General features: G+C 68.4%; 11 protein-coding genes. 4 read left to right on the top strand and 7 right to left on the bottom strand.

Annotated elements, in window-relative coordinates:
• Window positions 1-147: 147 nt before the first annotated feature.
• Window positions 148-861, top strand: coding sequence for a CBS domain-containing protein (locus ACTPOI_RS15145; RefSeq protein ID WP_440110220.1), 714 nt, complete (start codon window positions 148-150; stop codon window positions 859-861).
• A 260-nt stretch (window positions 862-1121) separates the two neighbouring features.
• Here ACTPOI_RS15145 and ispH read toward each other — a convergent pair whose 3' ends face one another.
• Both ispH and ACTPOI_RS15135 read right to left on the bottom strand, forming a co-directional pair.
• Window positions 1122-2117 carry a 4-hydroxy-3-methylbut-2-enyl diphosphate reductase gene (gene ispH / locus ACTPOI_RS15140; RefSeq protein ID WP_440110218.1) on the bottom strand — a complete coding sequence of 332 codons (996 nt, stop codon included), beginning with the start codon at window positions 2115-2117 and terminating at the stop codon, window positions 1122-1124.
• Window positions 2117-2581: an FKBP-type peptidyl-prolyl cis-trans isomerase gene (locus tag ACTPOI_RS15135; protein ID WP_300463016.1), complete on the bottom strand. Its 465-nt coding sequence runs from the start codon at window positions 2579-2581 to the stop codon at window positions 2117-2119. The genes ispH and ACTPOI_RS15135 overlap by 1 nt, the downstream gene beginning before the upstream one ends.
• A 111-nt stretch (window positions 2582-2692) precedes the next feature.
• On the opposite strand from ACTPOI_RS15135, the gene radC reads away from it, so the two are divergent.
• Genes radC through ACTPOI_RS15120 form a run of 3 tightly spaced genes read left to right on the top strand, consistent with a single transcriptional unit; the run spans window position 2693 to window position 5341 of the window.
• Complete coding sequence (gene radC / locus ACTPOI_RS15130) at window positions 2693-3406, top strand: RadC family protein (protein ID WP_440110215.1); 714 nt, start codon at window positions 2693-2695, stop codon at window positions 3404-3406.
• Window positions 3403-4617 (top strand): esterase-like activity of phytase family protein, encoded by a 1215-nt coding sequence (locus ACTPOI_RS15125; protein WP_440110213.1) that lies wholly within the window; start codon window positions 3403-3405, stop codon window positions 4615-4617. Before radC ends, ACTPOI_RS15125 begins: the two co-directional genes overlap by 4 nt.
• A gap of 58 nt (window positions 4618-4675) precedes the next feature.
• Window positions 4676-5341, top strand: coding sequence for a Smr/MutS family protein (locus tag ACTPOI_RS15120; RefSeq protein ID WP_440112634.1), 666 nt, complete (start codon window positions 4676-4678; stop codon window positions 5339-5341).
• Between the two features lie 373 nt (window positions 5342-5714).
• Here ACTPOI_RS15120 and ACTPOI_RS15115 read toward each other — a convergent pair whose 3' ends face one another.
• The 5 genes from ACTPOI_RS15115 to ACTPOI_RS15095 form a co-directional block, all read right to left on the bottom strand.
• Window positions 5715-6773, bottom strand: coding sequence for a DNAJC11 domain-containing protein (locus ACTPOI_RS15115; protein ID WP_440110211.1), 1059 nt, complete (start codon window positions 6771-6773; stop codon window positions 5715-5717).
• Window positions 6774-7275: 502 nt separating this feature from the next.
• Entirely contained in the window at window positions 7276-7710 is a 435-nt protein-coding gene (locus ACTPOI_RS15110; protein WP_440110209.1) for a group II truncated hemoglobin, read from the bottom strand.
• Between the two features lie 152 nt (window positions 7711-7862).
• Window positions 7863-10382: an ABC transporter permease gene (locus tag ACTPOI_RS15105; RefSeq protein ID WP_440110207.1), complete on the bottom strand. Its 2520-nt coding sequence runs from the start codon at window positions 10380-10382 to the stop codon at window positions 7863-7865.
• Window positions 10383-10422: 40 nt separating this feature from the next.
• Window positions 10423-12234 (bottom strand): C13 family peptidase, encoded by a 1812-nt coding sequence (locus ACTPOI_RS15100; protein WP_440110205.1) that lies wholly within the window; start codon window positions 12232-12234, stop codon window positions 10423-10425.
• Between the two features lie 163 nt (window positions 12235-12397).
• Window positions 12398-13447, bottom strand: a complete 1050-nt coding sequence (locus tag ACTPOI_RS15095; protein WP_440110203.1) for a formate dehydrogenase accessory sulfurtransferase FdhD — start codon at window positions 13445-13447, stop codon at window positions 12398-12400.
• Window positions 13448-13554: the final 107 nt, after the last annotated feature.

Here is a 13554-nt window from a genome sequence, read left to right as displayed (position 1 = left end):
AAGGGTTGGCACGCGGGATGGGGCAGCACGCACGGCTTGCAAAACCCCGATACACACTGCCCCTGCATCCACAGCACCCGCATGCCGATAACCTGGGCATGGCGTGTTCACGCGGCCGCGCGGCGCGGCCTACCCACAGGAGAGACCATGTTCTTTGTGTTCGGCCCTTCAGGCCAGATGTTCCGCGGGGGCCCGGAAAACCTGTCGCGCATTTCTGCCGTGCGCAGCGTGCAGCGCCCGCAGGCCCTGCGCACCCGCGCGCTGGAGGGAGAGGACCCGCCCTTTCCCGGTTCATCGGGTGCCCTGCCCACCGCCACTTCGCCCGCCGCTGCGCGCCCATCTGTCAACCTGCGCATGCAGGACGCGGTGAGCGCCTATGCACAGACCGAACAGGGCCCGCAGCCCGCCCGCCAGCCGCTCACCCGCGTGAGCGATGTGATGACTGTGGGCGGCCTGAGCGTGCCGCCCGACACCCGCGTGAACGATGCGTGGCAGACGCTGGCCGAAAACCATGTGGCGCAGGCCCCAGTGGTGGATGCGTTGGGCCGCGTGATCGGCCTGCTGCTGCGGGCCGACATGGCCCCGCTGGACCTGCTGCCCGAGCCGGGCGCCATCAAGCAGGCTATCGAGCTGGCCCGACGCCCCGTGTCGGAAGTGATGCTCAGCCCTGTACCTACCGTGGCGGCGGACACCGCCCTGCGCCGGGTGGCTGCGGTGCTGCTTGATACCGGCCTGCCGGGGCTGCCCGTGACGGACGAGGCCGGCGTGCTGGCGGGTTTCATCTCGCGCACCGACATCCTCCGTGCGGTGGCGGCCGACCCGCCGCTCGACCTGTGGAGCGGGCCGGCGACGGCGCTCTAGCCTCCGAAAACGGCTACAAAGGCAAAATACAAGCCGAATCGGCTTCTAGCGCTTGATTTGATTGCACTTATAGCTATTATTTCAATAGCAAATAGACGTGACTCTCAAAGGGGAGCTGTGCGCTGAGGGCACTGGCGCTGCGCAGTCGCGCAGGGCCGCAAACCACAAAACCGTTCACGCCGAGCGCTGCGCGAGCACCGCGCGGGGCTTCGCGGGGATCAGCCCGAACGGCTCTTTTGCGCAATTGGCGTCGATGCGGCTCAGTGCGCCCCGGGCCCCGTTTCAGGCAAGCGCTGGCTGATCTCAAGGCCCGTGGCGGCGTCGATCTTCAGGCCCTTGGGCAGCGGGAACTTGATGGTTTCCTCGATGCCCGCCATGGTGCGCACCGACACTGCCCCCAGTGCCTTGATGCGGTCGATGACCTGCTGCACCAGGATTTCAGGAGCGGATGCGCCCGCCGTCAGCCCTACGCGCGCCGCGCCATCAAACCACTCGGTGCGCAGCTCTTCGGCGCTGTCGACCATGTAGGCCTGCGTACCCAGGCGCGCGGCCAGTTCGCGCAGGCGGTTGCTGTTGGAGCTGGTGGGGCTACCCACCACGATGACCACGTCCACCTGCGGGCTCAGCACCTTCACGGCGTCCTGCCGGTTTTGCGTGGCATAGCAGATGTCCTGCTGCTTGGGCTCGCGCACCTGCGGGAACCGGGCGCGCACAGCGGCCGAGATTTCGGCGGCATCGTCCACGCTCAGGGTTGTCTGCGTGACCACGGCGAGCTTTTCGGTCTGCGCGGGTTGCACGCGGGCCACATCGGCCACGTCTTCCACCAGATGGATGCCCTGGTCGAGCTGGCCCATGGTGCCCTCGACCTCGGGGTGGCCCTTGTGGCCGATCATGATGAATTCGTAGCCTTCTTTCGCGAGCTTGGCTACCTCGACATGCACCTTGGTCACCAGCGGGCACGTGGCGTCAAAAATGCTGAAACCGCGGGCCACGGCCTCTTGCTGCACGGCGCGGCTCACGCCGTGGGCGCTGAAGACCAGCGTGGCGCCGGGCGGCACGTCGGCCAGCTCTTCGATGAAGATCGCGCCCTTGGCCTTGAGGTCGTTGACCACATAGGTGTTGTGCACGATCTCGTGGCGCACGTAGATGGGCGCGCCAAACTTTTGCAGCGCTCGCTCGACGATCTCGATGGCGCGGTCGACCCCCGCGCAAAAGCCGCGCGGCTCGGCCAGAAGAATTTCCTGCGGAGCGTTCATCACAGGATGCCAATCACTTGCACTTCGAACGTGACCGGCTGGCCTGCCAGCGGGTGGTTGAAGTCAAACAGCACCGCGCCATCGTCCCGCACCTGTTGCACGGCCCCGGCGTAGCTGCCCAGTCCGTCGGGCGTGGGGAACTGCACCACGTCGCCCACGCTGTACTTTTCATCCGGGTCGCCCAGCTGGTTGAGCAGCTTCCGGGCCACCCACTGCTGCATGTCGGCGTTGCGATCGCCAAAGGCCTCACCCGCAGGCAGCTCGAACGTGGCACGCGTGCCTTCGGCCAGGCCCAGCAGGCGCTGCTCCACCGCGGGCGATAGCTCGCCTGTGCCCAGCGAGAGCGTGGCGGGCTTGTCGGTAAAGGTGTTGATCACGTCCCCCGACGGACCGGCCAGGCGATAGTGCAAGGTGAGGAAGGAACCGGGCTGAACGGTGGGGAGCGTGGGTGCGATGGAGGTCATGAAAGTACCGATAAACTGGCCTGCATTGTAGAAAACCGGGCAAAGCCCTCCCGACAGCGTACCCAGCGCAGCCGGGCGCGGCCCGCGCCTTACGCAGCCCCACCCCCATCCATGGCCCTCAAAGACCTGCCCGCCGACGCCCAGCCGCGCGAGAAACTGCTGGCCCGCGGCCCCGGCGCGCTGGCCGATGCCGAGCTGCTGGCCATCCTGCTGCGCACCGGCATCGTGGGCAAGGGTGTGCTGCAGATGGCGCACGAGCTGCTGGAGCCACCGCACACCGACCCTGCCACCGGAAAACTGGCCGGCGGCTTTGGCGGCATTGCCGGGCTGCTGCACGCCACCACCACCGATCTGGAGCGCATCAAGGGCCTGGGCCCCGCCAAGCGCGCCGAGCTCGTGGCCGTGCTGGAGCTGGCGCGCCGCGCGCTGGCCCAACAGCTGCGCGAGCGCGAGGTGTTTGACTCGGCCGACACCGTCAAGCACTACCTGCAGCTGCACCTCGCCGGTAAAGGGCACGAGGTGTTTGCGGTGCTGTTCCTCGACAGCCAGAACCGGCTGGTGGCCATGGAAGAGCTGTTTCGCGGCACCCTCACGCAGACCAGTGTGTATCCGCGCGAAGTGGTGCTGCGCGCCCTGCACCACCAGGCCGCCGCCGTCATCCTGGCGCACAACCACCCCAGCGGCAGCGTGCAGCCCAGCCGGGCCGACGAAGCCCTGACCCAGACGCTGAAGACCACGCTGGCGCTGGTGGATGTGCGCGTGCTCGACCACGTCATCGTGGCGCCGGGCCAGGCCCTGTCGATGGCAGAAAAGGGGCTGCTATGAAACCCGCCTGGATGACGGCCAGGATGGCGCTGGGCACCGTGCTGGCCGTGATGATGGCCGCGGGTTGCGGCATCCGTTCGCAACCGGTGGTGACCAGCGCAGGCGCACCAACGGCCAGCACGGCTGACGCCCCTGCACATGGCACCGTCAAAGGCCCCGCGCTGCGCATCATCGGCACCGTGGACGTCCCCAGCGGCATCGAGGTGCTGGGCACCCCGTTGGGCGGCCTCTCAGGCATTGACTACGACGCCGCGACCGACCAGTACCTGCTGATCAGCGACGACCGCTCATCGCGCGCACCGGCCCGGGTGTACACCGCCCGCATCGCGCTGACGGCGCAGGCGCTGCAGCCACCGCAATGGCTGCAGGTGCGCACCCTGCTGCATGCCTCGGGCGTGCCGTATGCGCCTTCACGCCGAGCCGCCGACCACATGGACGTGCCCGACGCCGAGGCCGTGCGCTGGCTGCCCGGCGCAAAGCAGTTCGTCTGGACCAGCGAAGGTGACTTTGCGCGGGGCTTCGGCCCCAGGCTGCGCGTGAGTGCCGCCGACGGCACCGCCGTGCGCGACCTCCCCCTGCCGGCCAGCTTCGAGCCCGCAGCCGACCGGCGCCGCGGCCCGCGCAATAACGGCACGCTGGAAGGCCTCGCCCTGCTGCCGGGCGGGCGCAAAGCCTGGCTGGCCATGGAACTGCCTTGGGTGCAAGACGGCCCGCAGCCCACCCACGCTGCGCCGGGCGGCCCGGTGCGGCTGACTTTGGTGGACCTGGCCAGCGGCCGCCCCCTGCGCCAGATTGCCTACCAGCCTGACGCCGTGCAGCACCCACGGCCGCTGCCCGTGGGCCCCGAGACCATCGGCATCAGCGAGGTGCTGGCCGACGGCAAGCACCACCTGCTGGTGCTGGAGCGCAGCTACAGCGCAGGCGCGGGCTTTGCAGTGCGGCTGTACCGCATCGACACGCGCGCGGGCACCAACACCCTGGCGCGCGCGCAGCTGGTGCCAGGCAACCACTTGCCGGTGCCCAAGACACTGGTGGCCGACTTCGCCGCGCTGGGCATTGCGCCCGTGGACAACCTGGAAGGCATGACCTGGGGCCCACCGCTGCCGGGTGGCGGCCGCAGCCTGGTGTTTGTGAGCGACGACAACTTCAACCCCGCGCAGTCCACGCAGTTCATCGCGGCCGAGTACATCCCCCCGCAGCCAGAGCGGTAAGCCGGGCGACTGGCAAGGCACCGCGCCGTATTGGGGTACAACCGACGGCTTCATGATGATGTACAGCCCGCTCAAAGCCCGGTCCCTCCAGGATCTGAAGCCGCTGCGCGAAGCGCTGGCGGAGCGTGCCGCGCGCGAGGCCCGCCTGCGCCAGGAGCGGGCCGAAGCCGAACGCCGCGCCCGGGCCGAAAGAAACATGTTCCAGCTGGCCGTGGGGCCCGTGCAGCCCCTGACCGGCCAGCACGACCGCCGCTGGCACACGCCCGAGCCGCCCGAGCCGCTGCCCGTGCAGCGCGAGCTGGACGAGCAGCGCGTGCTGGTCGAGGCCATCAGCGACGAGTTCGATGTGTCTACCCTGCTGGACACCGACGACCAGCTGAGCTTTCGCCGCCCCGGCATCGGCCGTGACGTGACGCACAAGCTGCGGGCCGGGCACTGGAGCATCCAGCGCCAGCTGGACCTGCACGGCCTGCGCACCGACGAGGCGCGCGAGGCCCTGGGCCAGTTCATCCGCCTGGCCCACCGCACCGGCCTGCGCTGCGTGCGGGTGGTGCACGGCAAGGGCCTGGGCTCGCCGGGCAAGACGCCGGTGCTCAAGGGGCGCGTGCAGCGCTGGCTGGTGCAGAAAAAGGAAGTGCTGGCCTTTGTGCAGGCCCGCCCAGCCGACGGGGGCGCGGGGGCGCTGGTGGTGCTGCTGCAGCCGGTGATGCGCAAGAACCGGTGAGGCTTGGCTCGGGAGGCCAGGTGGATAGTGGCGAAGCGCGCGAGTCGGACAACACAGGCCCACGGGGAGCGAATTCGAGCAGAAATGGCCTCTAGCGCACGAATCATATGCTTGGATAGCTATCATTTAAATAGCATCTATCCGGTATGCGGTGCGCAGCGCGGCGGCCAGGGCGAACGCCTGTTGCGGTGTCGCGCCGCGTCTTTTGCGCCCACCCTCGGGGCTCAATGCACGGTCACCGCGGGCGCCACTGCGGCACAGACGTGACCGCATCCGCCAACCCGACCACCCCAGAAAAAAGCCGCCAGCGCCTTGATGCAAGGCCCTGGCGGCTGGTTGCCGACCGGTGCGCGCCCTCAGCGGCGCACAGCGGTCAGGGCAGTCGCAGGTAGTCGGATTCCCGCACGTTCACGCGGTATTCGCGGCCGTTGACACGGTAGGTCACCCACAGCATCTTGGGCGTGCCGGGGGCGGGGTCATAGCCGGCCAGGTCATTTTCCACCCGCACCGACAGCCGGTCCCCCTGCACCTGGGCGCGCAGCCGGTCGGTCATGTCCACGGCACGGTTGCCGGCGCCATAGACGGCGTTCACGATTTCCAGCCCGCCACCGAAGCCGGGCTGCGGGTACGAGCCGCCGCTGCCGCCGAAGCCGGGTTGGGGATACGACCCGCCGCTGCCACCGAAGTTGCCCTGGTTGCCGCCGCCGTTACCGTTCCAGCCGCCGTTCCAGCCTTCGTTGCCCCAGTTGCCGCCACCCCAGCCGGTAAAGCGCGCACCGTCGATGGTGCTGCCTTCGGGATACTCAAACAGGCGGGTCTGGCCGTCGCGGGCACGCACGTAGATGCGCAGCGTCTTGCGCTGTCCGCGGTGCGGGTCTACGCCAAAGGTGTCGTTGGTAAGCTCGATGGCGCGGTCGCTGCGAGCCAGGTCGCGCAGCCGGCGCGTCACGTCGACATGGTGTTCGGGCGTGCCGTACACGGCCTGCAGGATGCGGAACTCGCCATCGTCGCGCCCGTCGTCGGGTCGGCCGTTGCCGGGATGGCCGTTCCAGTTGCCGCTGCCACCGCCCTGCCCCCAGCTACCGCTGGACCACGCGGTGAACTGGTTGCCATCCACATAGCTACCTTCCGGGTACTCAAAGGTCCGGGTGCGCCCCCGCGGGTCGCGCGCGTGGATGCGCAGCATCTTGGGGTGGTTGCGGTGCGGGTCCACACCAAAGGTGTCGTTGCTCACGCGGATGCCCACGTCGCGTCGGGCCAGGTCGCGCAGGCGGTCGGTCACATCCACATTGCCCTCGCGCGTGCCGTAGCGGGCGCTCAGGATCTGGTAGGCGCCATCGTCGCCTCCACGCTGGGCCATGGCCGGTGCCACAAGGCCCAGCACCAGAAGCAGGGCCGCCCACCAGCGAAGCCACAGTGAGTGAGACGTCATGAAAATCTCCTTGTTATTTGGATATTGCCGCGTTGTGCGAGATGCGCCAGCGGAGCGCCCGGTGGTCTTGCCGATGGCGGGCTGCTCCTGTCTAACGGGGCTGCCCCCCCGGGGTTGACTGCCCGGGCAAATCCCTGGCGCGCGAGGGGAATTATTGGGCATCCGGACGGCCGAAACCTTGCAAAGTGTTTCCAGTTGCAGCGGGGGCTGCGATCGCCGGACAGCGATGCGAGGGCCTGTCGCCGGGCTGTGCGGTTGCCTCCGACTGTGGGTTATGGAACCTAGGCACAGTCCCCATCGCGCGACACGAAACAGCAGTGACAAAGCGTGAACCGGGACACTGCATGATAGAAGCGGCCAAAAACCGGCCCCACGACCGGACAACAATCAGGAGGAGGCCGCGCACGAGGCTTTTCAAGCCATTTTGGCCTGAAGTGCAAGCGATGACTGCCCTGTTTGCTATGTATTCAATAGCAATGACCCGGCAGTCGTTGAAAACCCGTCAGGCGCCTTTGTTGCGCATCCAGTCCGCGGTACCCATGAAGCTCTCGCGCAGCCGCGTGCGCAGGTCGGCGGGTACACCGGTTTCGGCCATGGCCTGGTCCATGCAGGCCACCCACTGGTCACGCTCCTTGATGCCGATGGCAAACGGCATGTGGCGCGCCCGCAGGCGCGGGTGGCCGAACTGGTCGGTGTAGTACGAGGGCCCGCCCAGCCAGCCGCACAGGAACATGAACAGCTTTTGCCGCGCCTGGGCCAGTTCTGACCCGTGGGCCGCCCGCAGTTCGGTGTATGCAGGCTCCAGGTCCATCAGGTCGTAAAAGCGCTCGGTCAGAGCGCGCACGCGGCTTTCGCCACCCATCCATTCGAAGGGGTTGGCAGGGGAAACGGATCCGTCGCCAGCGGCGGCGCCCGTGTCGGTAGGTTCTGAAGTCATGGCAAATATGGAATGCAGGCCAGTGCGGGAGATGCGGGCGACAGCCCCGGACACAAGGGGACATCATGCTTGCGGGGGCAGCGCAAGGGCAAACGCCCCTGCGTCAGCCACGACACCTGCACCCGCGCGCCATGCCCATCGGGGCCGGCAGGCTACTCGGCAGCCCGGCGCAAGGTGTCGACCACCGGGCGCTGCAGCACTTCGCGCAGGCCCCACCAGCCTGCCGCCAGCGCCAGCAAAGCGCCGCCCACCGCGCCGGCGAGCGGCACCCAGGGCGATGCGGTCCAGGCAAAGTCAAACACATACCGTGCCAGGGCCCAGCCCACGCCCACGGCCACCGCACTGGCCAGGAAGCCAGCCAGCAGCCCCACGCCCAGCAATTCGGCCCGCTGTACCTGCCGCAGCAGGCTGGCGCGCGCACCCACGGCACGCATGATGGCGTATTCGCGCGCACGCTCCTCACGCGTGGCCGTGACGGCGGCAAACAGCACCACCAGGCCGGCTGCCAGGGTAAAGGCAAAGAGGAATTCCACCGCACGGATCACCTGCTCCAGCACGCGCTGTACCTGGGCAATGGTGGCGCCCATGTCGACGTTGGTGATGTTGGGAAACTGGCGCACCAGGGCGTTGTCAAAACCCGTGACCTCGGGCGCGCGGTAGGCGGCCAGGTACGTGACGGGCACATCCTTGACCTGCGCCACCGGGAACATCACGAAGAAGTTGGCGCGCATGGAGCCCCAGTCGACCTTGCGCAGGCTGGTGATGCGGGCCTCGGCCTGTACGCCGCCCATGTCAAAGCGCAGGCTGTCGCCCATCTTGAGCCCCAGGGTTTCGGCAATGCCGTCTTCCACGCTGATGGCGCCTTCCTCGCCGGGGGTCCAGCGCCCGGCCGTGACCTGGTTGTGCGGCGGCGCTTCCACGGCATTGGACAGGTTGAACTCTCGGTCTACCAAGCGCTTGGCGCGGTCTTCGGTGTAGTTGTCGGGGCCCACGGGCTTCCCGTTGATGGCCACCAGCCGCCCGCGAATCATCGGGTACCAGTCGTAGCGCTCCACCCCTGCATCCTTGATGTTCTGCTGGAACGCCGCGGCCTGGTCGGGCATCACGTTGATGACGAAACGGTTGGGCGCATCGGGCGGCGTGGCCTGCCGCCAGCTCTGGACCAGGTCGGTGCGCAGCAGCACCAGCAGCACCAGCGCCAGCAGGCCCACGGCCAGGCTGCTGACCTGCACCACCGCGTACGCCGGCCGCGCCGAGATCTGCCGCGTGGCCAGCACCAGCCAGCGTGGTGCGGTGGACTCGTTCACGCTCTTGCGCAGCAGCTTCACGGCCAGCCACGACAGCGCTGCAAACAGCGCCACCGCCCCCGCAAATCCGCCCACGGCGATCAGCCCCAGCTTGATGTCGCTGCTGACCGCCAGCAGCAGCGCAGCAAAGCCTGCCACGCCCACGCCGAGCACCGCCAGCGAAGCGGGCTTGAGCCCGCCCACGTCGCGGCGGATCACCCGCAAGGGCGGCACCTGGGCCAGTTGCAGCACCGGCGGCAAGCCAAAGGCTAGCAGCAGCGTGAGCCCCATGCCCAGCCCGAAAGCCACCGGCCACAGGCTGGCGGCAGGCAGGGCCGACTCGACCAGCCCCGCCAGCAGCAGCACAAAGGCGTAGTGCACCACGTAGCCCAGGGCCACACCCAAAGAGCTGGCAAACAGGCCGATGAGTGCGAATTCGGTGGTGTAGGCGCCCGCAATGGTGCGCTGGCTTTGCCCCAGCACGCGCAGCATGGCCGATGCATCCAGATGCTCGGCCGCAAAGCCGCGTGCCGCGAGCGCCACGGCCACGGCAGACAGCAGGGCCGCCAGCAGCGCAACCAGGCTCAGGAATTTCTGGGCGCGGTCCAGCGTCTGGCGCATCTCGGGGCGGCCGCTTTCCAGCGATTCCAGACGCGCACCGTGCACCTCGGGCTTGCGCACCTCGGCGTCGGCCCAGCGGGTGAACTCCTTGACGGCTGCGGCCGGGCCGGTGACGGCAAAGCGGTAGGTCAGGCGGCTGGCGGGCTGCACCAGGCCGGTAGCGGGCAGGTCGGCATCGTTGACCATCACGCGCGGCGCAAAGCTCATGAAGCCGGCGCCCCGGTCAGGCTCGATCACGATGATGCGGGCGATGCGCAGCTGCGCATCCCCCAGAAGCAGCTTGTCGCCCATCGACAGATTCAGCGATTCGAGCAGGGGCGCATCCACCCACACATCGCCGGGCGCAGGGATGTCGCGGGTGGGCTGGTCGGGTGCACCCGGGGCATCGGCTACCCGCAGCGTTCCGCGCAGGGGGTAGCCAGGTTGCACGCTTTTCAGGGCCACCAGCTTGGTGGCACCACCCTGCGCATCGCTGGCGCGGCCCATGGTGGGAAAGCCCAGCGTGGTGACCGTTTGCAGCCCCAGGGAGCGCGCGCGCTCGACGATCGATTGCGGGGTGGCGTTGTCGCTGGCGACCACGGCGTCGCCGCCCAGCAGCTGCAGGGCATCGCGCTGCAGGCCGCCCTGCAGGCGGTCGGCAAAGAAGCCGACCGAGGTGAGCGCCGCCACAGCCAGCGTGACGGCCACGATCAGCAGGCGCAGCTCTCCGGCACGCAGGTCGCGCGCCAGGGTGCGCCAGCCCAGGCGAAGAAAGGACAGATTCATGGCCCGGACCTTAGCGCAAACAAAAAGGGGAGGGTTTCGCTCAGGGCTTTGCCGGCGTACCGGCAAGGGCCACGGGCGGCGTGCTGACAGGCGCTACGCCCTGCGCCACGGTGGCAGCGCCAGGCGCATCCGCACCAATGCTGGCGCCCGCAACAGCGTTCGTGGCGGCCGCCTCACCACGTGGAGCGCTGCCTGTGTCGCTGCCGCGGCCGGCTCTTGTGCCATCCACCCCCGCGACCTGCGCCACATCCGGGCCGGCAACGGCCAGCCGCGCTGCCAGGGCAGCCAGCACCGGGCGGATGCGCTCACCCACACGGATCTGCGGGTTGGAGAAGCCATCGGCCTTGCCCGCATCGACCTCGCGCTGCTGGATGAGCCGCACCGCGGCGGCAAAAGCCTGCTCGAAAGAATGCGTCTGGCGCAGTTGCTCGTGGAACACGGCCCGGCCAAAGAACGTGAGTTCAGAGCGGGTACCGCAACCGTACGACGTATGCGTGGCGTCTGCGGCGGTCATCACCAGGGTGCTGTCGGTGGCCAGCGGCTCCACCCAGCCGCCGGAATAGCAGGCCGATACCGCGATCACGCGGTTGCGGATGCCCGCCTCGTCCAGCCAGCGGCGCAGCATCTCCGGCGTGACGGGCGCCACCTGCAGCGGGCCATGCGAGGCGGCGAGTTCATGGTTGCGCGCGCCGTGCGAGGTCATGAAGACCACCAGCACATCGTTTTCACGGTCCATGCGGCCGGCCAGTGCCGCCAGGGCGCGTTGCAGGTTCTCGGGTGTGGCCCAGGCATGCGACGCCGCGGTTTCCGCGTGGTTGAGCAGGTGCATCACGCGGCCGGCCGCGTCAAACCGCTGCTCCAGCAGTTCGCTCACCATGGTACTTTCGCGCCGGAACACGTTTTCGTCGGCGTATGGGGCGAACACCAGCCCGTAGACATCGGTCACGCCGGGCCGCTCGGGTGCCAGGGTCAACAGCTGCTCGCGCCACAGAGCCTGTTGCGCCTCGAAAACAGACTGCGTGAGCGCCAGCACCGGCGGAGCTGACGCAGCGCCGGGGGCACCCGCCCCGGCATCATTCAGTGCCTGCGAGTCAGTCGCGGGCATCCATGGTCGATCAGGAAACTGCCACATGCCGACCCCCACCACGCCCACCAAAGCCAGCGAAAAGGCGGCCGTATGCAGCCGCGACCGCATGAAGCGGCCACTGACCACGATCAGCGCGGCGATCACCCAGACCGTGAGCAGGCCGTAGGCCACCCAGAACGCGATGTCGGCGGCAGGGTGGGCCCACATCTGCGGCCAGCGGACGGATGCACCCAGCAGCCCATACAGCAGCAAGGTGGGCACCATGGGCGCCCATATCGTCAGCGCGTACCAGGCGGCCAGCCCGCCGCGGGGCACTGCGTTGCCTGTCTCGCCCACACCGTGTGGCGCGCTGCCAGCTGCCGGGCGCATGGCCCACCACGCACACCACAGCAGCACCAGGGTGCTCCACATGGGCGCCAGCCAGGCCCGCGCATCAAACTGCGCCGGGCCAGGGATTTCGAGCCGCGCACCGGCCAGCAGCAGCGCGGCACCGAGCAGCGAAAGCACCAGCAACTGCCATGGCGTGGGGCTGGCTGCGCCGGTGCGGGGCGTGCGAAACAAGGTGGCGCGCAGGCCCTCACGCACCCAGACCAGCAGCGGCAGGCGGGTTGCCGCGGCCGTGCGTGGCGGCATGCCACCGGGCGAGCCCTCCCCGTCCGGACCGCCCTGCGCACCGGGCAGCGGGATTTCAATCTCGGGAGTAAGAGGACCCCATTGGCTGGGCAGGGTGTCGGCCCACGAGCCGGGAACGGTCAGGTCTTTCATGGGTGGAATGATGCCACCGACCAGATTGGGATTGGAGGTGACTTCAGCCCCTGTGAATCACTGGAAGCACCTTCAGGCGCTGCCCATCGAGGGCATTCAACCGCGCCCGGCCTTGGCAGCCAATAACGGCAGGCCGATGCGGCGTTTGCAGCCGGCGCCCAGTTCAGCCCGCAGCGGCTGCAGGCGTTGGGCCGCCAGCATCCTGGGGGGCCATCACCGGCGCCTGCGCCAGCTCGGGCTGCAGGATGAGCCGGTCGGCACCGCTGTAGCACACGAACCTGCGGTTGGTGGCCCGGCCAATGGCGCACAGGCCCAGTTGCTGCGCCACGGAATGCCCCATCTGCGTCATGCCGCTGCGCGACACCACGATGGGCACGCCCATCTGGGCGGACTTGATCACCATTTCGCTGGTGAGCCGGCCCGTGGTGTAGAAAACCTTGTCCGCACCCTGCATGGGCGTGTGGGCAGCCGCGTGCTGGGGTCCGCCTGCCTGGGTGGGTGTCGTTTCAGTGGCGGGCTGGGCGGTAGACATCGCCGCCAGCGCATCGCCCTGCCCTGCGCTGCGTGCCAGGTCAGCCACCCCGGCCTCACCGTTCATCCACATCCAGCCGGCAATGGTGTCGATGGCGTTGTGACGGCCTACGTCTTCTACAAAAGTGAGCAGTTCGGCACCGCGAAACAGCGCGCAGCCATGCACCGAGCCGGCGGATTTGTACGTGCTCTCCTTGAGCCGTATCGCATTGACGATGCCGTACAGCTCGCCCTGCGATAGCGTGGCCGCGGGCAAGGCGATGCGGTCCACTTCGTCCATCAAGCCACCAAACACGCTGCCTTGCCCGCAACCCGTGGTCACCACCTTGCTGGCCGTGCGCTCCTCGATGCGCGCAATGCCGTGGTGCGTGCGGACGGCGGCAGAGTGCACCTCCCAGTCCACCGTGATCGATTCGATATCAAACACCGAATCCACAAGCCGCTGGTTGCGCAGATAGCCCAGCACCAGCAATTCGGGCTCTGCCCCCAGCGTCATGAGGGTGACGAGTTCGCGCTTGTCCACATATACCGTCAGCGGGCGCTCTGCGGGGATGTTCACGTCCTCCCGCTCGCCGCGTTCGTTGATGACCTGCACCGCATGGGTGAGCGGGGCGCGGGCCCGTGTCAGGCGCGGCAGCGTGCCGGTGCCGGTGAAAGAAGCGCAGGAAGATGTGGCGGACATGGAAGGACTATACGAATCGGTGGCTTGGTGCGAGATCGTGGCGCCGCGCTTCGGTGGGCAGGGATCGCATTGCCACCACGCAATCGACTAGGGCAAGGACAAGTGAG

The organism is Acidovorax sp. BL-A-41-H1, assembly GCF_051942715.1.
The sequence above is the reverse complement of the archived record's forward strand: the minus strand, read 5'-3'. Positions and strand labels throughout refer to the sequence as shown.

Bases quoted from the DNA above. Each gene is read 5' to 3' on its own strand.
- ACTPOI_RS15145 (WP_440110220.1), top strand. From the start codon at position 148: ATGTTCTTTGTGTTCGGCCCTTCAGGCCAGATGTTCCGCGGGGGCCCG.
- ispH (WP_440110218.1), bottom strand. From the start codon at position 2,117: ATGAACGCTCCGCAGGAAATTCTTCTGGCCGAGCCGCGCGGCTTTTGC.
- ACTPOI_RS15135 (WP_300463016.1), bottom strand. From the start codon at position 2,581: ATGACCTCCATCGCACCCACGCTCCCCACCGTTCAGCCCGGTTCCTTC.
- radC (WP_440110215.1), top strand. From the start codon at position 2,693: ATGGCCCTCAAAGACCTGCCCGCCGACGCCCAGCCGCGCGAGAAACTG.
- ACTPOI_RS15125 (WP_440110213.1), top strand. From the start codon at position 3,403: ATGAAACCCGCCTGGATGACGGCCAGGATGGCGCTGGGCACCGTGCTG.
- ACTPOI_RS15120 (WP_440112634.1), top strand. From the start codon at position 4,676: ATGTACAGCCCGCTCAAAGCCCGGTCCCTCCAGGATCTGAAGCCGCTG.
- ACTPOI_RS15115 (WP_440110211.1), bottom strand. From the start codon at position 6,773: ATGACGTCTCACTCACTGTGGCTTCGCTGGTGGGCGGCCCTGCTTCTG.
- ACTPOI_RS15110 (WP_440110209.1), bottom strand. From the start codon at position 7,710: ATGACTTCAGAACCTACCGACACGGGCGCCGCCGCTGGCGACGGATCC.
- ACTPOI_RS15105 (WP_440110207.1), bottom strand. From the start codon at position 10,382: ATGAATCTGTCCTTTCTTCGCCTGGGCTGGCGCACCCTGGCGCGCGAC.
- ACTPOI_RS15100 (WP_440110205.1), bottom strand. From the start codon at position 12,234: ATGAAAGACCTGACCGTTCCCGGCTCGTGGGCCGACACCCTGCCCAGC.
- ACTPOI_RS15095 (WP_440110203.1), bottom strand. From the start codon at position 13,447: ATGTCCGCCACATCTTCCTGCGCTTCTTTCACCGGCACCGGCACGCTG.